This window comes from Cedecea neteri (assembly GCF_000758325.1).
Taxonomy (GTDB): Bacteria; Pseudomonadota; Gammaproteobacteria; order Enterobacterales; family Enterobacteriaceae; genus Cedecea; species Cedecea neteri_B.
In genome coordinates this window covers 2,647,466-2,667,994 of sequence record NZ_CP009459.1, presented here as the reverse complement: position 1 = coordinate 2,667,994, position 20,529 = coordinate 2,647,466, and the positions used below count along the sequence as shown (strand labels likewise).

At 54.2% G+C, this 20,529-nt stretch carries 17 protein-coding genes and 1 tRNA gene; 5 read left to right on the top strand and 13 right to left on the bottom strand.

Annotated elements, in window-relative coordinates:
* The first annotated feature begins 384 nt into the window (after nucleotides 1-384).
* The 5 genes from LH86_RS12530 (at nucleotide 385) to LH86_RS12510 (ending at nucleotide 6,971) form a co-directional block, all read left to right on the top strand.
* Nucleotides 385-954 (top strand): TetR/AcrR family transcriptional regulator, encoded by a 570-nt coding sequence (locus tag LH86_RS12530; RefSeq protein ID WP_039301758.1) that lies wholly within the window; start codon nucleotides 385-387, stop codon nucleotides 952-954.
* 136 nt (nucleotides 955-1,090) lie between these two features.
* Nucleotides 1,091-2,212, top strand: a complete 1,122-nt coding sequence (locus LH86_RS12525; RefSeq protein WP_039301756.1) for an efflux RND transporter periplasmic adaptor subunit — start codon at nucleotides 1,091-1,093, stop codon at nucleotides 2,210-2,212.
* Complete coding sequence (locus tag LH86_RS12520; protein WP_039301752.1) at nucleotides 2,212-5,319, top strand: efflux RND transporter permease subunit; 3,108 nt, start codon at nucleotides 2,212-2,214, stop codon at nucleotides 5,317-5,319. The genes LH86_RS12525 and LH86_RS12520 overlap by 1 nt, the downstream gene beginning before the upstream one ends.
* 3 nt (nucleotides 5,320-5,322) lie before the next feature.
* Complete coding sequence (locus tag LH86_RS12515) at nucleotides 5,323-6,687, top strand: efflux transporter outer membrane subunit (protein ID WP_039301749.1); 1,365 nt, start codon at nucleotides 5,323-5,325, stop codon at nucleotides 6,685-6,687.
* Between the two features lie 196 nt (nucleotides 6,688-6,883).
* Nucleotides 6,884-6,971, top strand: a tRNA-Ser gene (locus LH86_RS12510).
* 448 nt (nucleotides 6,972-7,419) lie between these two features.
* On the opposite strand, the gene LH86_RS12505 is transcribed toward LH86_RS12510, so the two are convergent.
* The 13 genes from LH86_RS12505 to putP all read right to left on the bottom strand — a co-directional run bounded on the left by LH86_RS12505 (nucleotide 7,420) and on the right by putP (nucleotide 20,464).
* Nucleotides 7,420-7,878 (bottom strand): NUDIX hydrolase, encoded by a 459-nt coding sequence (locus LH86_RS12505; RefSeq protein WP_039301747.1) that lies wholly within the window; start codon nucleotides 7,876-7,878, stop codon nucleotides 7,420-7,422.
* An 82-nt stretch (nucleotides 7,879-7,960) separates the two neighbouring features.
* On the bottom strand, nucleotides 7,961-8,305 hold the full coding sequence (locus LH86_RS12500) for a nitrous oxide-stimulated promoter family protein (protein WP_039301744.1): 345 nt from the start codon (nucleotides 8,303-8,305) through the stop codon (nucleotides 7,961-7,963).
* A gap of 100 nt (nucleotides 8,306-8,405) precedes the next feature.
* A complete protein-coding gene (gene chbG, locus LH86_RS12495) occupies nucleotides 8,406-9,167 on the bottom strand; it encodes a chitin disaccharide deacetylase (RefSeq protein WP_039301741.1) in 762 nt (253 codons plus the stop codon).
* A 45-nt stretch (nucleotides 9,168-9,212) separates the two neighbouring features.
* Entirely contained in the window at nucleotides 9,213-10,556 is a 1,344-nt protein-coding gene (locus tag LH86_RS12490) for a 6-phospho-beta-glucosidase (protein ID WP_039291727.1), read from the bottom strand.
* A gap of 90 nt (nucleotides 10,557-10,646) precedes the next feature.
* On the bottom strand, nucleotides 10,647-11,483 hold the full coding sequence (gene chbR, locus LH86_RS12485) for a transcriptional regulator ChbR (RefSeq protein ID WP_034808027.1): 837 nt from the start codon (nucleotides 11,481-11,483) through the stop codon (nucleotides 10,647-10,649).
* Nucleotides 11,484-11,494: 11 nt separating this feature from the next.
* On the bottom strand, nucleotides 11,495-11,845 hold the full coding sequence (gene chbA / locus LH86_RS12480; RefSeq protein ID WP_008455638.1) for a PTS N,N'-diacetylchitobiose transporter subunit IIA: 351 nt from the start codon (nucleotides 11,843-11,845) through the stop codon (nucleotides 11,495-11,497).
* A gap of 55 nt (nucleotides 11,846-11,900) precedes the next feature.
* Entirely contained in the window at nucleotides 11,901-13,259 is a 1,359-nt protein-coding gene (chbC, locus tag LH86_RS12475; protein WP_008455639.1) for a PTS N,N'-diacetylchitobiose transporter subunit IIC, read from the bottom strand.
* A 90-nt stretch (nucleotides 13,260-13,349) separates the two neighbouring features.
* Nucleotides 13,350-13,673, bottom strand: coding sequence for a PTS sugar transporter subunit IIB (locus LH86_RS12470; RefSeq protein ID WP_008455640.1), 324 nt, complete (start codon nucleotides 13,671-13,673; stop codon nucleotides 13,350-13,352).
* Nucleotides 13,674-13,938: 265 nt separating this feature from the next.
* Nucleotides 13,939-14,727 (bottom strand): phosphate starvation-inducible protein PhoH, encoded by a 789-nt coding sequence (gene phoH, locus LH86_RS12465; RefSeq protein ID WP_008455641.1) that lies wholly within the window; start codon nucleotides 14,725-14,727, stop codon nucleotides 13,939-13,941.
* A 697-nt stretch (nucleotides 14,728-15,424) separates the two neighbouring features.
* Entirely contained in the window at nucleotides 15,425-16,711 is a 1,287-nt protein-coding gene (gene efeB, locus LH86_RS12460; protein ID WP_039301738.1) for an iron uptake transporter deferrochelatase/peroxidase subunit, read from the bottom strand.
* 5 nt (nucleotides 16,712-16,716) lie between these two features.
* Complete coding sequence (efeO, locus tag LH86_RS12455; protein ID WP_039291717.1) at nucleotides 16,717-17,841, bottom strand: iron uptake system protein EfeO; 1,125 nt, start codon at nucleotides 17,839-17,841, stop codon at nucleotides 16,717-16,719.
* A gap of 64 nt (nucleotides 17,842-17,905) precedes the next feature.
* A complete protein-coding gene (gene efeU, locus LH86_RS12450) occupies nucleotides 17,906-18,739 on the bottom strand; it encodes an iron uptake transporter permease EfeU (protein ID WP_008455644.1) in 834 nt (277 codons plus the stop codon).
* A gap of 216 nt (nucleotides 18,740-18,955) precedes the next feature.
* A complete protein-coding gene (gene putP / locus LH86_RS12445; protein WP_039301735.1) occupies nucleotides 18,956-20,464 on the bottom strand; it encodes a sodium/proline symporter PutP in 1,509 nt (502 codons plus the stop codon).
* Nucleotides 20,465-20,529 lie beyond the last annotated feature (65 nt).

Here is a 20,529-nt window from a genome sequence, read left to right as displayed (position 1 = left end):
ATCACTTGTGATAACGCTGCCCCGAAGGGGTGAGCTTGCGAATCACAAAACGGCAGGACAGCCGTTTTGCATTGCCTCCGGCAACCCGCAGGGCGAGCGCCACGGACGGCGCGAGTAATATCCCTCCCTCACCGCCATTTTACCCTTCACAATTCACACAATATTAATAAGCCTATTTTCATTTAACCTCGTTAATAAACCTTATTAAGTTAAAGGTTAAAAGTCTTTAATTCCGTCCTTCTCACCACGGCACAAAAATTACCTCAATTAAAAACAGTCAGTTATAAACAAATCAAAAAAAATCTTTCCAACATCCTATTGCGACGTATAATTAGCAACAAATGAGAATGATCATTCTCAAAAACTAAAAATACGGAGTGAGCGATGAGTAGCAAACTAGAAGCCCGGCACAAAGCCCGCCAAAACGACATTATTGCCGCGGCCAGACGCTGCTTTACCAGCAATGGTTTTCATGCCGCAAGCATGTCGCAAATTGCCACCGAGGCACAGCTAAGCGTCGGGCAAATTTATCGCTACTTCAGTAATAAAGATGCCATCATTGAAGCCATTATTCATCGCATCATAGATAAACGTATTGCCGACATGTCGGATAAAAGCCCGACGGATATTATTCCTAATCTTCTCGCCAGCCGAATTAGCCTCAACGAAGAAGATGACACGTTAATGCTGGAAATCTCAGCCGAAGCCACGCGTAACCCGCAGGTGGCCGCCTGGCTTGCCGAGGCTGATGAACGTATTTTCAAAACCGCTTGTTTACACCTTAAAAAAGATCACCCTCATTTAACCGAAGAGCGCGTGCGTTGCTCCGTCGAAGTCACGGCTGTGATGATGGAGGGCACAATTTATCGCCGCCTGACGTCACAGAAAGTAGAACCCCAGGCCATGGAAAAAGTGTATCGCGAAATCATTAATATGCTGATTGGCATTAACTAGTTTTATTTAAACCAACACCAGGGGAATAACACCTCCCCTACTTTTATTCTTTCCGAATATTCGGAGAGAGACGAGTGCCTGAAACTTTATTCCTTGCGCAATAGCGAGGCGGACATCCTTCACCCTGAGAAAAGAGATGAAATATATTCAAACATCTGTAGTCACATTATTTCTACTGAGCGGATGTAATAATGAAGATATATCGGCACCGGCACTTCCCTTCCCGGAAGTGGGGATCACGACATTAGCCAGCCAGCCTGTTTCTGTTATTAGCGAGCTTACCGGACGAACCGCGGCCGCAATGAGTGCAGAAGTTCGCCCTCAGGTCACCGGTATTATCCAGAAGCGGCTGTTTAATGAAGGGGATAACGTTAAAGCTGGCCAGCCGCTTTACCAGATTGATCCTGCCAGCTTCCAGGCCACTTACAACGAAGCCGCCGCGTCACTAAAACAGGCGCAGGCGCTGGTCGTTGCCGATTGCCAGAAAGCCCTCCGCTATGGGCAATTAGTGAAAGAAAACGGTGTCTCCCGGCAGGATGCCGACGATGCGCAGTCCACCTGCAATCAGGACAAAGCCAGCGTGGACTCGAAAAAAGCCACGCTGGAAAGTGCGCGCATCAACCTCAACTGGACAACCGTCACTTCACCTATCGCCGGGCGAATAGGGATATCTTCCGTTACGCCGGGGGCACTGGTTTCGGCTGAGCAGGAAAGTGCCCTGGCCACCGTTCGCGGGTTAGGCACGATTTATGTGGATCTCACCCGCTCCAGCGTAGATTTACTGCGCCTGCGCAAGCAAACACTAGCGACAAACGCCGATACGCTAAGCGTCTCTTTGCTCCTGGAGGATGGCAGCACCTATGCGCAAAAAGGACGCCTCGCGCTAACGGAGGTGGCCGTCGACGAATCAACCGGTTCTGTTACCCTGCGGGCCGTTTTCGCCAACCCTCAGCAACAGCTACTGCCCGGCATGTTTGTTCGCGCCCGGGTTGATGAAGGCATCATGAATGATGCCATTCTTGCCCCGCAGCAGGGCATTACCCGCGATGCGAAAGGCAATGCCACCGCGCTGATTGTTAATGCTGAAAACAAAGTTGAGCAGCGGATGCTAGAAACCGGCGCTACCTATGGCGATAAATGGCTGGTGCTCAGCGGCCTGAATACCGGCGACCGCCTGATCGTTGAAGGCACCGGGAAAATCAGCGCCGGGCAGCAGGTTACCCCCGTGGAAATAACCCAGGACGGAGGTAAAGCCTGATGTTCTCCACCTTCTTCGTTCGTCGCCCGGTTTTTGCCTGGGTCATTGCGATTCTTATTATGCTGGCCGGGGTGCTCGCGATTCGCACCCTGCCCGTCGCCCAGTATCCCGATGTGGCGCCTCCCGCCATAAAAATCTCAGCCACCTACACCGGCGCTTCGGCCGAAACGCTGGAAAATAGCGTGACTCAGGTCATTGAGCAGCAGTTGACCGGGCTGGATAACCTGCTCTATTTCAGCTCCACCAGCAGCTCAGACGGCTCCGTCAGCATTACCGTCACCTTTGAGCAAGGTACAGATCCCGATACTGCACAGGTTCAGGTACAAAACAAAGTTCAGCAGGCCGAGTCCCGCCTGCCGAGCGAAGTGCAGCAGTCCGGCGTGACTGTGGTGAAGTCCCAAAGCAGCTTTCTGATGATCATGGGCGTCTACGACGAGCAGGATAAAGCCAACAGTTCGGATATCGCCGACTGGCTGGTCAGCAACGTTCAGGATCCGATGGCCCGCCTGACCGGCGTCGGCAGCTTGCAGGTGTTCGGCGCAGAATATGCGATGCGTATCTGGATGGATCCGGCCAAACTGGCTTCTTACGCGCTGATGCCTTCGGATATTCAAACGGCGATAGAAGCGCAGAACATTCAGGTTTCCGCCGGTAAAATTGGCGCCCTTCCCGCCTCAGATGCTCAGCAGCTGACCGCGACGGTTCGCGCCCAGTCGCGACTACAAACCGTGGAGCAGTTCCAGAATATCATCGTGAAGAGCCAGGCTAACGGGGCAACTATTCGTATTGCCGATGTAGCCAGGGTTGAAATGGGCAGCGAGGATTACACCTCCATCGCCAAACTGAATGGTCATCCGGCAGCAGGGATTGCCGTGATGCTTGCACCGGGTGCTAACGCGCTGGACACCACCACGCGAGTGAAAGAGAAAATCGCCGAGTTCGAGCGCAGCATGCCGGAGGGCTACAGAATCGCCTTCCCCAAAGACAGCACCGAATTCATCAAAATCTCTATAGAGGATGTCGTCCAGACGCTGATTGAAGCCATTCTGCTGGTGGTCTTCGTGATGTATCTCTTCTTGCAGAACGTCCGCGCCACGCTGATTCCCGCGCTGGCGGTACCAGTCGTGCTGCTAGGGACTTTTGGCGTGCTGGCCCTGTTCGGCTATTCCATTAACACGCTGACGCTGTTTGCCATGGTACTGGCCATCGGTCTGCTGGTCGACGACGCCATTGTCGTGGTGGAAAACGTGGAACGTATCATGCGCGACGAAGGGCTTCCGGCGCGCGAGGCTACAGAAAAATCCATGGGGGAAATCGCCGGTGCCCTGATAGCCATCGCCTTAGTGTTGTCCGCGGTCTTTCTGCCGATGGCGTTTTTTGGCGGCTCAACGGGGGTCATTTACCGCCAGTTCTCAGTCACCATTATTTCCGCCATGGTCCTGTCGGTGGTGGTTGCCCTGACGCTAACGCCGGCGCTTTGTGGCAGCGTTCTGCAGCATACCACATCCCATAAACGCGGATTTTTCGCCGGGTTTAACCGCCTGTACCGCACCACCGAGCGTGGCTATAAGCGCCGCGTAATAGACACTCTGCGTCATTACGCCACCGTCATGCTGGCTTACGTTGCCATCTGCGGCGCGATGGGTCTGGTGATGTGGAAACTGCCGGGGAGCTTCCTGCCCGTCGAGGATCAGGGTCAGATCATGGTGCAGTGGACCTTGCCGCCGGGCGCGACGGCCGTACGCACGGCGGAAATCAACCGCACCGTCACCGACTGGTTCCTGACCAAAGAAAAGGCCAACACCAACGTGATTTTTACCGTCGATGGCTTTAGCTTCAGCGGCAACGGGCAAAACACCGGCATGGCTTTTGTGTCGCTAAAAAACTGGTCCGAGCGTGAAGGCGAAGAGAATACGGCCCAGGCTATCGCCCTGCGAGCCATGAAAGGACTCAACACGCTTAGGGATGCCTCGGTATTTGCGATGATCCCGCCGTCCGTCGACGGGCTCGGCAGAAGCAACGGTTTTACCTTTGAGCTGCTTGCCAATGGTGGAACCGACCGTGACACGCTATTTTCCCTGCGTAACCAGCTGATTGCCAAAGCGAATCAGGACCCGGGCCTGCAGGCCGTGCGCGCCAACGATCTGCCGCAGATGCCGCAGCTCCAGGTGGATATCGACAGTAATAAAGCCGTTTCGTTAGGGCTTTCGCTGAGCGAGGTTTCCGCCACGCTTTCCAGCGCCTGGGGCGGGACTTATGTGAATGACTTTATCGACCGGGGGCGCGTCAAAAAGGTCTACATCCAGGGAGAAAGCGACTCCCGGGCAGCCCCCGCCGACCTCGGAAAATGGTTTGTACGCAGCGAAAACCAAAGCATGACGCCTTTCTCCGCATTCGCCACCACCCGCTGGCAATATGGTCCGGAAAACCTGGTGCGCTACAACGGCTCGGTTGCCTTCGAAATTCAGGGAGAAAATGCCGCCGGATACAGTTCCGGTGCGGCAATGGAAAAAATGGAAACGCTGGCAAATAGCCTGCCAGCAGGCACCAGCTGGGCATGGAGCGGGCTTTCCCTGCAGGAAAAACTGGCCAGTGGCCAGGCGCTCAGCCTGTATGCGGTTTCTATTCTCGTCGTGTTCTTGTGCCCGGCCGCTCTCTATGAAAGCTGGTCCGTGCCGCTGTCGGTGATTCTGGTTATTCCTTTGGGGCTGCTTGGCGCCGCGCTTGCCGCGTGGATGCGCGACTTAAGTAACGATATTTACTTCCAGGTCGCGCTGCTGACCACCATTGGCTTGTCGTCTAAAAACGCCATTTTGATTGTGGAATACGCCGAGGCGGCCGTAAATAAAGGTTATTCGCTAAGTCATGCCGCCCTGCATGCGGCGCAAACGCGCCTGCGCCCCATCATCATGACGTCTCTGGCGTTTGTCGCCGGGGTCACGCCGCTGGCCGTTGCCACCGGGGCGGGCGCAAACAGTCGTATCGCCATCGGGACAGGGATTGTGGGCGGCACGCTGACCGCTACCCTGCTCGCAATTTTCTTTGTTCCTCTCTTCTTTGTCCTGGTGAAACGCCTGTTCGCCGGTCAACGTCGTGCGAAGGGGTAAACCATGATTCGTCTCTCCGTTATCCTGCTGACGCTGTTCAGCGCCGGCTGCGTTTCGCTGGATCCTGATTATGAACGCCCTGCGGCACCTATTCCCGCTACACTGCCGGGTACGCAGGGTGAGTCTCGCGCGGTCGTAGGCCACTGGCAGCAAGTGGTTAAAGATGCCCGCCTGCAACAGGTGGTTAGCATTGGGCTGAGCAGCAATCGTGATGTACAAAAAGCAATTGCCGATATTGAAGCCGCCAGAGCCCAGTACGGCGTGCAGCGTGCTTCACTGTTTCCAACACTCAACGCGGAGTTAAGCTCCACTCGCAGCCGCACCACAGAAAGCGGGCTGACCTCCAGCGCCCAGGCCGACGGCGCGGTGACCAGCTTTGAGCTTGATTTGTTTGGCCGTAACCAAAGCCTTTCCCGCGCGGCCAGAGAAACCTGGCTTGCCAGCGAATTTACCGCCCAAAATACTCGCCTGACGCTGGTGGCCGAGCTAACGACAGCGTGGATCACATTAGCAGCCGATAACAGCTGTCTTGAGCTGGCACAGCAAACAATGTCCAGTGCGGAAGCCTCGCTGAAGATAGTGCAAAAACAGCAGCAGATTGGTACCGCGGCTGCAACGGACGTGTCATCGGCCCTCAGCGTTTATCAACAGGCGCGAGCCAGCGTGGCCAATTATCAAACGCTGGTCATGCAGGACAAAAACGCCATCAATCTGCTGGCGGGCAGCAGCGTGCCACAGTCATTACTGCCCGGGACGCTGGAAAGCCTGAATGACAACACCATCACGTTAGTGCCCGCGGGAGTTTCGTCCTCCGTGCTGCTTACACGGCCTGATATTCAGGAAGCCGAGCACAATCTGAAGGTCGCCTACGCCAACATCGGTGCCGCCAGGGCCAGCTTCTTCCCCTCAATCTCACTCACCGCCAGTGCAGGAGTGGGTAGCGACTCACTCTCCTCGCTGTTTAACCACGGGATGCAGGTCTGGTCATTTTCACCGTCGATCTCACTGCCGCTGTTTACCGGCGGCAGCAATCTGTCGCAGCTGCGCTATGCCGAAGCAGAGAAGAAGAGATTGATTGCGAGTTACGAAAAAACCATTCAGAGCGCGTTTAAAGACGTTTCGGATGCTTTAGCCCGTCGCTCAACGCTAAACGAAGAGCTGGATGCCCAGCGTCAGTATGTGGCAGCCGAGCAGCAAACCTTTGATCTGGCGATGAAACGCTACCAGGCAGGCATCGGCGATTATCTGACGGCCTTAACGGCGCAGCGCACGCTGTGGAGCGCACGCCAGTCGCTTATTTCGCTGCAGCAAACGGAGCTCGAGAACCGCATTACGCTCTGGCAATCGCTGGGAGGCAATGCCAGCTAGCGCGATGATTAACCCTCTCCCGCCCACAGGGATTTACCGGGCGGGAGATTTTTTCGACTAATTTGCCTTAAAACCACCCCAACCGCTCATACCTTAACCGAACGCGGCATAATCCATAAATTAGGCTTGACCGAAGAGGGCTGACTCCCTATAGTAGCGCCCCGTTGCCCACCTAAGGTGTGCAGCAAAACAATATGGTGAGGTGTCCGAGTGGCTGAAGGAGCACGCCTGGAAAGTGTGTATACGGCAACGTATCGAGGGTTCGAATCCCTCCCTCACCGCCATATTTGAAGAAGAGCTCGCATGCAAATGCGGGCTTTTTTTTCGCATGTTGCACGGCGAGGGAGTGGATGAGAACCCTCGATAGGGTTCGCCAAAACGGCAGGACAGCCGTTTTGCATTGCCTCCGGCAACCCGCAGGGCGAGCGCCACGGACGGCGCGAGTAATATCCCTCCCTCACCGCCATATTTGAAGAAGAGCTCGCATGAAAATGCGGGCTTTTTTTTCGCATGTTGCACGGCGAGGGAGTGGATGAGAACCCTCGACAGGGTTCGCCAAAACGGCAGGACAGCCGTTTTGCATTGCCTCCGGCAACCCGCAGGGCGAACGCCACGGATGGCACGAGTGATATCCCTCCCTCACCGCCATATTTGAAGAAGAGCTCGCATGCAAATGCGGGCTTTTTTTTCGCATGTTGCACCATGAGGGACGGGTTCGAATACAGCCTGCGATTACTTTTTAGCAACTCTTTGCGCCAGGTAATGGTTTATATAGCCCCTGTATTCATCCTTTGTTTCTGCCGGGATCTCGCTCTCAGCAAAGAAGGTGAGCGCCAGACCTTCTGTAGGATCATTAATCATACTGCCTGACCAGCTTGTCACTTTGAAAAGTGAAGTAATGACGTTAATCCTGTCTTTATTCTCGAGCGTAAACGTATAGTCCGAGCCCGAAAAAGTGCCGAGTAAAGTCAGGTCGTGAACATCAAGATTCGTCTCTTCTTTCACTTCACGAATCGCCGTTTCTTCAAAACTTTCACCGGGCTCAAGCAAACCGCCGGGCAATCCCCAGCCGCCATCGCGCCTCAGTTGCAGCAGAATGCGCTGCTGATCATCAGTGATAATGACATTCGCCCCGGCCAGTAATAAAAGCCGGTGGCCTACCAGCGCCCTCATTTCTTCCACGTATCCCATCGCCTACCCTCCTGGCATAACGCCGCGTTATTGTCAGCGTTTATACACGTTTAAGATGAAACCGGCATGACTGACTCCGTCACTATTTCTTACGCTGATATTTCTCCGGCAGCGGCGGAACCGGACGGCGATCGTCCATCAAATGAAGCACAGTCAGAATCGGATGATGAAAGAGCATTCGGGGACCACTCCAGCGCATCACCTGCTTCATTTCTTCACGTTTTGCGGGCTGATAGCAGTGGATGGGGCATTGCTTGCAGGCAGGTTTTTCTTCGCCAAAAGCACAGCGATCCAGCCTTTTGGCAGCGTAGTCATATAGCCGTGAGTAGTGGTCTGGATCGGGATTGGCAGCAGGGTTTTTGCGCTCGTACAAAGCGAGCATTTTAGCGATGGTTTGCTTTTCGCGCTGGATACGTTTTCCGGACATGACAGTACCTGGTCGACCGGTCAAACATCCGGCCAATGATTGTCGATAAGATGCAATTATAATACACCTTACCGACAATGGACCGAAGCACGAATAAGGGTTAGAGGTCGCGGAAAGTGCCTAACCGGTAGCCTCTTTCGGCGATAGCATACTTCAGCGCGGCGGAAGTCAGCACTTCCAGCTCCGCCAGGCGCGGGTAGCAGTAGTTGCTTTTCAGTATTGTGTTATCCACAAACGAAGGGTGGCACATCACTTCCAACGAGGCTTCCTCTCGCTGCGCCGAGGTATCCAGGCACTCCAGCAGCAGGCTTTCAGAAATCGAATCGCCGTAAAACTCGCTGCTAAATCCTTGCGTACTTCTCACGCCGGCCAGTGAGATGTTGTCCCGGGCTACGGCATCACGATCGACACGCAGCGGGATCCCTTTCTCGCTGGCAAACGCCGCAACGACGGGGAAAATTTCCGGGATCATATGTACGTGATGGTGGCTATCGAGATGGGTCGGCTCAATACCAAAAATCTCGATAAAGCGCTGATACTGGCTTTCAAGCTCGCGCTTGATCTCGTCCAGGTCCAGTTGCCCCTGCTCCGCCATTTCCCAAATCCACTTGCCCAGCACGCCCGTTTCGCGAGTCAGCACCGGCATGTTGGTCAGCGGCTGCCCCAGCGTCAGCACGAAGTGCATGCCGACTCCCAGCCCAGGATAGCGCGCGCACAGCCCGGCGGCGTGTTTAATAGCTTCAGCGTTAACCATCGCGGTGGTTGAAGTCACCACGCCGTGGTGAAACGCTTCGATGATGCCGTAGTTTTGCGCCTTACTCAGGCCAAAGTCATCGGCGTTGATAATCAGTAAGCGGTCCATAGCATCCCTCTTGAGTGGCCCTCCCCGTCCAGGGAGGGCAAGGCATTAAGCCAGTTTTTCGATAGCTTTCGCAAAGTTTGGCAGATGGGCTTTATGGGCAAGCAGCATCTCTTTGGCAATCACTTCCGCATCCTTGTCAGAGTGGATAAGCGGGCTCAGGTTCAGCGCCAGCAGCACATCGTTGAATTCACCGCTCAGCGCGGCCTGGCTCGCCGCCACTTCGAAACCTTTGATGGTATGAATCAGGCCCATCACTTTCTCGTCGAAGTGAGTCACGCGTGGGTGTGGCCTTGCGCCATCACGGCCAATGATACTGGTTGTTTCGATAGCCCAGTCAGCCGGGATGTTGTCCACGTGGCCATGGTGCGGAATGTTCACGTAGTGCTCGGTCTGCTTATCATTGTAGATAGCGCTGATCACTTCGCATGCGGCGTCAGAGTAGTAAGCCCCGCCGCGCAGCTCCAGCTCTTTCGGCTTCACGTCCAGGTTAGGATCTTTATACAGTTCGAACAGCTGTTTTTCGACCTTCTGCACCACAGAAGCTCGCGCGCCGCCTTTGTAGAACTCGCCCATTTCGATGGCCAGCATCTCTTTCTGCTTGAAGTAGTACAGCAGGTAAGAGCACGGCAGCAGGTTCAGGGAACGAATCAGCCCTTCGCTAAATGGCATATCGAAGATGTTTTTCACCGAGTTAGCGCTCAGTTTACCGCTGGCTACGCCATCCAGCAGTTCGGCAAAGCGGGATTCGCCGTTCACCAGCACATCTTTGATGAACACCATGTGGTTCAGGCCGAAGAGATCGATGCCCAGATCATCTTCCGGGGTCAGCTTCAGCACGTCGGTAATAAACATTTTCATGCCAACAGGAATGTTGCACACGCCGATGAATTTTTTGAAGTTGGTGTGGCGGAATACCGCCTCAGTCACCATCCCGGCCGGGTTAGTGAAGTTGATAACCCACGCATCCGGGCAGATTTCCTGCACGTCTTTGATGATGTCGAAAATCACTGGAATGGTGCGCAGCCCTTTAAACAAGCCACCGGCACCGTTGGTTTCCTGGCCAAGATAGCCGTGGCTAAGCGGAATACGTTCATCCAGCTCGCGCGCTTTCAGCTGGCCCACGCGCAGCTGGGTGGTCACGAAGTCCGCGTCTTTCAGCGCTTCACGGCGGTCGAGGCTCTTGTGTACCGTCATCGGCACACCGGCATGCTCAATCATGCGCTGGCAAAGATTGAAAATAATATCCTGCTTTTCTTTACCGGCTTCGACATCCACCAGCCAAAGTTCGGTAATCGGTAATTCATGGTAGCGTTTAATAAAACCTTCAAGTAATTCTGGGGTATAGCTGCTGCCGCCACCGATAGTAACAACTTTTAATTTCTTAGTCATATAGGCTCCCGTACAGCGCCACGCGCCGTATTTAGAAAATTGAATAAGTTAATAAAAACGCAATATTGACCGTGGTCGTTAACCAGCAAATTAATTAATGCTGTACAATTTCTTCCGATAACTATTTGGCGTAAAAGAGGTGACCTTCTTAAAGTTCTTAATAAACATGCTGGGGCTACTATAGCCGGACTCAAAGGCAATATCGGTCACCGATGAGTTAGTAATCTCCAGCTGTTTCTTGGCAAAATTAATGCGGATTTCATTAATAATCTGCATCGGCGTTTTGCCATAATAACGCTGAGTGGCGCGCGTTAAATATTCCTGCGACTTACCCGAAAGCGCGACCATGTTTAATAAGGCTTTATCACCAAAACGCATTTTGTCGTGCATCCCTTCAACGGTGGATTTTAACCACAATGGAATATCATCCTGATTTTCCGACTCCCGATAATGGCGCAGTCGATTGACGACATAAAAGCTCACCATTTCGAGGAACTCGTTAAACTCCCCTTCGCGGAAATTAAACGAGGCAATCACCGACTCCATAAACGCCAGGAACTCATCCTTGATCTGGTAAACCTGTGAAGCCACCAGATGGGACGGCAGCAGCGGCATATAATGCTGTTCAAAGAACTGCTGGCTGATACCCACGTTAAACAACCGAGTCGCGCCAAACTCGTAGAAACTCTGATGATGAGAACCGACCGGTATAAAAACAAAATCGCCTCGTTCCATCAGTACGCGCTTACCGTTAATTTCCTGGTAGTAGCGCCCGGTCAACACGATAGTGAATTCGTAGTAGTCATGCTGGTGCAGCCCGCTCACGCTCTCTTCTTTGGTGTAGATAAACGCATGGAAACACTTGCCGTTAAACAGCTGGCTTTCACGAACAATGTTGATTTCCATATTGTCTATCTCTGGCTGCATATGCTGACCTGCTACTTGTCCATTTTCTCGTGCAATTCAATCAACTCGGTGACCAGCTCACGAGCCAGCATCGAGGTCATCAGGTGGTCCTGCGCGTGTACCAGCACCAGGCTCACCTTGGTTTTACCTTCGCCCTGGTCGCCTTCAATCAGCTTAGTCTGCACCAGGTGCGCTTCGTTCAGGGCCGTGCGGGACTGGTCCATCATCTCTTTGGCCCCGGCGAAGTCGCCCTGCTTGGCCTTTTTGAGCGCGCCGTAGGCAAGGCTGCGCGCCTGGCCTGAATTGATGATTAAGCCCATCACCACTTCTTCGAGATCGTCCACTTCTACTTCAGTTTCAACAACATTATCTAAATCAAACATAAGCGTGCTCCCCGGATTCTGAAAACGGGGGAGGCATTCCCTCCCCCGGCTGAACTTAGAATTTCAGTGCGTTAGCGATATCTTCTTCGCTTTCTTCTTCTTCAATAACCGCCTGTGCCTTGTTGGACAGGATAACGAACGGCATGTATACCAGCGTTGCAACACCCAGGTTGAACAGCGCCACCAGCAGTGCAGCGACGCTGCCGTTACTGTTGAAGAAGGCGCCCAGGCCGGTAGGCATGGTCCACGGTGCCAGGTTGGTGACCGGCGGGATAATGCCCATGGAGTACGCAATCAGCGTGATTGCAGCCAGAATCGGCTGTACCGCCACGAACGGGATGAACATGACCGGGTTCATGATGATCGGCAGACCAAACAGAATCGGTTCGTTAATCTGGAAGATGCCTGACGGCAGCGCCAGCTTAGCCACCTGACGGTGATCCGCACGGCGAGAGGCGATGAAGATAGCGATAATCAGACCCAGCGTCGCACCAGAACCACCCAACAGGATGTAGGAGTCGAGCATTGGTTTCGCCCAGAAGTGGAACTGTTTGCCCGCTTCGATAGCGGCTTCAACAGAACCGTACTGCTGGTACAGCGCCACGTTTTCCAGCGCCCATGGGGTCATAATGCCGTTATCCAGAGCGGTAAGCGCCAGAGAACCGTGAACACCGAAGAACCACAGCAGGGAGTTGAAAATCACGTATGCCCAGCCAACCACGCTACCCATTGACGCCAGCGGAGTCGAAATGGAGTCCATGATGATCTGGTGGAAGTTGCTGCCGTAGTGAGACAGCGCCCAGGAGATGATCCCGAAGATAGACAGAATCAGGAAGCCGGGAATTAACGCCGAGAACGAGCGGGATACTGAGGCTGGTACACTGTCTGGCAGGGTAATGACCCAGTTCCGACGCACCACAAAGGTAAACAGCTCCGCGACAACCAGACCGATAATCATACCGGAAATAATGTTCTGGCCGCCTAACCAGTTAGCACCCACGGCATAGGCTTCGCCCACGCTGTATGGCGTAACGGTCATAAAGGCTGCTACGGATAATAAGCCCGCTGCCAAAGGATCGACCTTTCTTTCTTCAGCTAATGCCATGCCAATGAAAAAAGGCGCCATCAGCGACATTATGCCCAACGTACCGTTGTACACATTGCCGCCGATAGCTTTAAACCCATTCAGGGTTTCAATGGTCTCGGGGTCTAAACGGATGCCTAACGAGTAGAAGAATGACCCTGCGCCGAAGCTCAGGAATACGTTATTAATCAGAACAAACATTGCCCCTGTGAGGGTTAATGGCATTAATTTAATAAAACCATTTTTGATGGCATTAACGTGAGGCTGCTTTCCTATTTTTACAGCAAAAGGCAGGAGAACCTTCTCAAGTGAATCAATGACTTTACTCATATTATAAATATCCTTGAAAGCCGTAATTACTTACGGCTGTAGGTGTAAGTCGCTCTTTGACGGAAAATTAAACAAAACAAGAATAAAAAATTAACTCTCGGCCGCTGCTTTCTTAATTGCTGCCACAGCCGCTTTCAACACACCCAGCCCATCGACTTTACCGTACAGAGCAGAATCGATAACTTCTACAGGCTTGGTGGGCAACAATTTCTTGATATCTGCCTGCATGTAGGCAATTTGTGGCCCGAGTAATACCAGATCCGCGTGCTTCCCTTTCTCGCTGGCCAAAGACTCAGAGAAAGCTTCAATTTCTACCGGAACTTCATACTTTTCGGCCTGCGCTCGCATTTTGGTCACTAACAGCGAGGTTGACATCCCAGCGGAGCAGAACAGGTAAATTTTTTTCTTTTGCATAAGTTCTTCCTCAAGTCTCAATACGCTGTAACGGACTTCCGTTGCGTATTGTTGCTGTTCCAAAGCGGGTTTGTGGAGAGAGACTATTGTCTCTGCTTGAGGAAAGTATACGGCATGCATTCCGAAGAGAGATAATTCCCAGGTCTCATAAATTGTCTCTCCTTGACCTGGCGTTATGACCCCCTTCACAGTTTGGTCAAATAATTCGCGCAAATAAAAAAGCCCAAACCGAAGTTTGGGCTTTTGTCTAAATCGTTGAAGACCGTCAGTCGTAGGCGTTCAGCGTGCGCTGGCAGAGGGCCGAACGCACACAATCCTGCTTACCAAAGCGAACAACGCCGACCATGTCATCCTCTTCAAAACGGTTCAGCGCATCGCTTAAACCGGACGGTACGCCCGCAGGTAAATCGCACTGCGTAATATCGCCATTGACGATAACCGTCACGTTTTCCCCGAGGCGGGTGAGGAACATCTTCATTTGCGCTGCGGTGACATTCTGCGCCTCATCCAGAATAACCACGGCATTTTCAAAAGTGCGTCCGCGCATATAGGCGAACGGCGCAATCTCAACCTTACCAATTTCAGGCCGTAGGCAATACTGCATAAAAGACGACCCTAAACGTCGCACCAGGATGTCATACACCGGGCGGAAATACGGGGCGAACTTCTCTGAGATATCACCGGGAAGGAAGCCGAGATCTTCATCGGCCTGCAGCACCGGACGGGTAACAATAATCCTGTCGACATCCTTATGTATCAGGGCCTCAGCGGCTTTTGCCGCGCTGATGAACGTCTTGCCACAGCCGGCTTCGCCGGTAGCAAATATCAGCTGCTTTTTCTCGATGGCATTAAGATAGTGCGCCTGAGCTTCATTTCGCGCTTCGATAGGTGAATGGTCGCGGCTGTCGCGCGCCATGCCTATAGATTCTACGCCGCTCATCTGCACAAGCGTGGTGACCGATTCCTCTTCACGCTGCCGGTGGCTACGCGAATCCCGTCTCAGCACACGTTTTGCTTCGCGACGAGCTTTGATCACAGCTTTCTGTCTTCCCATGGATGGCACCTTACAGTTGGTTTCATTTCCCGCGCCGTCTGGACAGGCGCGATTATGGCCACTAACGGATGAGGTTTGGCTTCCTTGTAAGCCATTAACTGCCGGTTGAGAGGGTGCGTAAAGCGAACGTGAAACGTTGCCTGACGCACCGTTAGGACGCTGATTTGACTCTGAATGGGGAAATTTAGCGGTGAAGATAGCGAAGCCGGAGGAGAGGCCTCCGCGCTGGGTAGTGCGGGTAAAGTGTTTAAGTAACCGTCCAGTACAGGACCCAACCATTCGCGATCTCCGTAGTGATTAAACGTCACAGCAGGGAACTACCGCTCATGCTTTAAGTACAACAAACATCACCTAAAATGCAACATAAATTTCACTTTTAAGTAACGTTTAATCGCAATCCGCTGCTGTGTACCGTTTTCGCACATCAATATTACAGAAATATATCAGCGGGATAGTCATAGGGAATTGTAATGAATATAAGGGCAGTGAATTGTTAGCAAATGAAAATTGAGGGGCGGCAGGGCCCGGTAGTTTTCGTCTACTATTCGATGAGATATCTGTCATACCGCAAATCGTCCCCTCACCCCGGCCCTCTCCCCAAAGGGGATAGGGGGAAAACAGCTTAAGGCTGCTTCATTTATCCCCTCTCCCTTCCAGGGAGAGGGTTAGGGTGAGGGTAAAAGGCACGATTCCAGCATTACGCCTCAATCATCCCCTGCCCCAGATAATGCTGCTTATCCGGCACGCCAGGGAGCGCGAAGAAATACCCACCGCCGATCGGCTTGATATACTCTTCCAGAGCCTCGCCGTTCAGCCTGCCCTGCACCGTCAGGAAGCCCTTTTCAAGGTCATGCTGGTAGCAGACAAACAGCAGCCCCATGTCGAGCTGGCCGGATTTGGTGGCGCCCAGCGAATAGCTATAGCCCCGCCGCATCATCAGCCCCGACTGCGTATCTTTGGTTCTCGGGTTGGCCAGACGGATATGAGCATCCAGTGCGATCACATCGCCGTCAGGATCGGCGGCATAGTCCGGCACATCGTGCTCATTCTTCATGCCCAGCGGCGCGCCACTGTGTTTCTCGCGCCCGAAGATAGTCTGCTGCTCTTTCAGCGGCGTGCGATCCCAGGACTCGACGTGGAACTGGATAATGCGCACGGCCTGATAGCTGCCGCCGGTAGCCCAGGCAGGCTCCGGCTGTTGCTTCGTCACCCACACCACGTCATCCATCAGCGGCTTATCATGGCTGTCCGGGTTGGCCGTACCGTCTTTGAAGCCCAGCAGGTTGATCGGCGTCTCTTTCCCCCGACTGCGCGCCGCATGGTTGGAGATAAACCCCTCCCGCTTCCAGCGCACGCTGAGGAGATCCGGCGTGTGCTTGATAATATCGCGCAGCGCGTGGATCACCGTGTCGTTGGTGTTGGCGCAAATCTGCAGCAGCAAATCGCCGTGACACAGGCTGGCATCCAGCGAATCATTCGGGAAGCTGGTCATTGCCTGCAGCTTTTTCGGCATCTGCTTTTGCAGACCAAAACGCTCATCAAACAGCGAGCTGCCAACGGAAACCGTGATTGTCAGGTTATCCGGGTATATTTCCGCCCCAAGAATGCCGGAGTCCATCGGCGGTAGCCGTGGATTTGGCGTTTCCGGTGCCGGACCGCCGCTGGTCAGAAAGTCAAAGCGGGCGGTCAGCAGGCGGAACAGACGTTCGAGGTCAGCTTTGTCGCTGGCCAGCACGTCAAACGCCACCAGCATCATGGCGGCCTGCTGAGGAGTCAGAATCCCGGCCTGGTGTTCGCCATACAGCGGCTGGCTTTCGAGGCGACCATCCGGCGGCAGCGTACCCGGTGAAGAGGCCGGATTCGCCGCATGGGCCGCCATCGGGCACCCGCCGCCCACGGCAAAAGCGCCCCCAAGGGCGCCCAGTGTTTTCAGCAGTTGGCGGCGCGCCGGTTGGTGCGCGCCGGTGTTGTCCTTATCACTCATGATGCTTAGTCCAGGCCCATCACGCCACGCAGCTGAGACAGGTCTTCCGCAAGCGTAGTGATTGGCCCTTTCAGCGCCTTGCGATCGTTATCCGTCAGCTTGTCGTAGGTTTCAAACCCGTCTTTGGTGCGGTACTTCGCCAGAATGGCGTCAACTTTCTTAAAGTTGGCATCCACTTTCGCCAGCAGCGCCGGGTTCTCTTTGGTCAGCTGAGGACGCAGCAGGTCAACAATTTTCTGCGCGCCGTCGACGTTCGCCTGGAAGTCCCACAGGTCAGTGTGGCTGTAACGATCTTCTTCCCCGCTGATTTTGGTCGCCGCCACTTCTTCAATCAGGCCAGCTGCGCCGCCAACCACTTTGCTCGGTGGGAAGGCCAGCTCGGAAACGCGAGTCTGCAGATCCAGCACATCGGCGTTCAGCTTGTCGGCAAACTGCGCGGCGTCTTTGGTGGTGTTGTCGCCAAAGAGAATTTTCTCCAGACGGTGGAAGCCGGTGAATTTCGGGTCATCCGCTTTTTTCTCGAAATCGTCTTCACGGGCATCAATGCTGCTGTCGAGGTCAGAGAACAGCTCGGCGATCGGCTCAATACGCTCGTAATGCTGGCGAGTTGGTGCATACAGGGCTTTGGCTTTCTCTAAATCGCCGGCTTTCACCGCGTCGGTAAAGGCTTTGGTGCCTTTCACCAGCTCAGCAACTTCGGCGGTCACATAGGCTTTGTATTCGGTGATTGGGCCGGTCAGCGCCAGCAGATCTGATTTAGGTGCTTCCTGTTTGCCGGTCGCTTTCACCACCAGCTTGCCTTTCGGGTTGGTCAGCAGGCCGCAGGTCATGTCGTATTCACCCGGCTGCAGGTTGGCGGTCAGCTTCTGTGAGAAGCCCGGCGCGATGTTCTCACGCTCTTCCACCACCATCACCCCTTTCAGGATCTCCCACTCCAGCGCTTTCTGGCTGTTATTCTGGATAATGAACTGGGTCTTCCCGGCGTTCACGGTCACATTCATCGGCTCACATTGTTTATCCGTGACGGTGACTTTTACCTGGGGAATATCCGCCGCCTGCGCGGCAAACGTGGAAGAGACAAGCGCGAGCAGCGCAACGTGCAGTGCCTTCAGACGAAAATGTTTGGTCATGACCTATCCCTATTAAGCAATGAGTAGTTATCACTGAACGGCGGGTCGCCCCGCCGGATATCAATTAACGAGCCGTATTGGTCGCCTGGTTGTTCACGCGCGGCGGCATAAAGAACAGCACCAGCGCCGGAATCAGATAGATGAAGTACATCGCCACTTCGCTCACGGTTGGGGTTTCCTGATAACCAAAAATCCCCTCCAGCAAGGTGCCGGTAAGCGAATGGGTGGAGAGCGTGTTGCTCATATCAAACGCGATATCCTGGAAGTGGTTCCACAGCCCGGCTTCGTGGAATGCGCGCACGGCACCGGCGGCAAGACCTGCAGCGACCAGCAGAATAAACAGACTGGTCCATTTAAAGAATGCGCCCAGGTTGAGGCGAATCCCGCCCCAGTAAATAAGGAAGCCTAAAACGATGGCGGTGGCCAGGCCAAGCATAGCCCCTAGCGGCGGCCAAATGCCCACGTCCTGCTGGAAAGCCGCCAGCAGGAAGAACACAGACTCCAGGCCTTCGCGCGCGACGGCGAAAAAGACCATCATGATCAGCGCCCAGCCGTGGTTGCCTTTACTATGCAGCGCGTTATCCACCGCCTGCTCCAGCTGCACCTTGACGTTGCGGGACACTTTACGCATCCAGAACACCATCCAGGTCAGAATAAACACGGCGATAACCGCCACGATCCCCTCAAACAGCTCCTGCTCTTTCTGCGGGAACTCGCCGGTGGTTTCATTGATGAAGATCCCCAGGCCCAGGCAAAGCGCGGCGGCGGCAAAAACGCCAATCCACATCACGGCTATCCACTGGCCGCGCTGGGTACGCTTCAGGTAGCTGGCGATCAGGCTGACGATAAGCGCTGCCTCCAGCCCTTCACGTAACATGATGAGAAATGGAACAAACATGCCTGACACCTCAGATGTGAATACAAGTCAATTGACGTAAAGAAAAGTAAACCATAACGATTGTGATTATCATTAGCGCTGAAAAGAAAAACAAGAGACGGGGATTACATATTTATGACCAGATGTAAAAAGGGCCGGATTAACCGGCCCCTGTAAAATGTTACTTGTTACTTGTTACTTGTTACTTGTTACTTGCTACTTGCTACTTGCTACTTGCTACTCAGGCTGCAGCTTGCTCGGCGGCGCGGTGTGATAAACCGCATCGGCGTCGGCGAAACGCTTCTGCATGGACGTTGAAGGTGCTTTGCCCAGCAGGCTCACCGCCACAATCGCCAGGCTGGCGAAAGCGAAGCCAGGAATAATTTCGTACAGCCCCAGCCAGCCAAACTGCTTCCAGACCAGGACGGTTGCCGCCCCGACAATCATCCCTACCAGCGCCCCGTTGCGGGTCATGCGCGACCACATCACCGAGAACAGCACCACCGGGCCAAACGCCGCGCCAAAACCAGCCCAGGCGTAGCTGACCAGGCCCAGTACGCGGTTTTCCGGGTTGGCGGCAAGGGCAATCGCCACCAGCGCCACCACCAGCACCATCATACGCCCTACCCACACCAGCTCTTTCTGGCTCGCGCCTTTACGCAGGAACGCTTTGTACAGATCTTCGGTAATCGCGCTGGAGCACACCAGCAGCTGGCAGCTCAGCGTAGACATCACCGCCGCCAGAATCGCGGAGAGCAGTATCCCGGCAATCCACGGGTTGAACAGGATTTGCGCCAGCTCGATAAACACCCGCTCACCGTTTTGCGTCACCGCCCCGGCCTGCCCTGGGTTGTTGTTAAAGTAAGCAATCCCGAAGAAGCCCACCGCACAGGCACCCGCCAGGCAGAGGATCATCCAGGTCATACTGATGCGGCGTGCGTTCACTATGGTGTGGTGTGAATCCGCCGCCATAAAGCGCGCCAGAATATGCGGCTGGCCAAAGTAGCCCAGGCCCCAGCCCATCAGTGAAACGATAGCCACAAAATTCAGCCCTTTCAGCATATCGACGTTTTCGATGCTCTTCTGCTTAATCACCATCAGGGAATCATCGAGGCCGCCGACGGCAATGATCACCATCACCGGCGTCAGAATCAGGGCAAAGATCATCAGGCTGGCCTGCACGGTATCCGTCCAGCTCACCGCCAGGAATCCACCGACGAAGGTGTAGAGGATGGTTGCGGCCGCTCCGGCCCACAGCGCCGTTTCGTAGCTCATACCAAAGGTGCTTTCAAACAGGCGCGCCCCGGCCACAATGCCGGAAGCACAATAGATGGTGAAGAACAGCAGGATCACCAGCGCCGAGATAATACGCAGCAGGCGGCTGGAGTCTTCAAAACGCCCGGTAAAGTAATCCGGCAGCGTCAGCGCATTGTTGTTTACTTCGGTGTGAACGCGCAGGCGCCCCGCCACTAATTTCCAGTTGATCCACGCCCCCAGGGTCAGGCCGATGGCGATCCAGCTTTCTGAAATACCGGAGATAAAGATCGCGCCCGGCAGCCCCATTAACAGCCAGCCGCTCATATCCGAGGCGCCCGCCGACAGCGCGGTCACCACGCTCCCGAGGCTGCGGCCACCAAGAATATAGTCGTCAAAGCTGCGGGTTGAACGCCAGGCGATAAAGCCGATGAGAATCATGCCAAAGATATAAACGAGGAAGGTCACCAGCATCGGTGTGCTAATTGTCATTCAGACTTCTCCATAGCTATTACGCCCAATCTCTCTGATCGGGCTGCTTCGCGCCGGAACGAGGC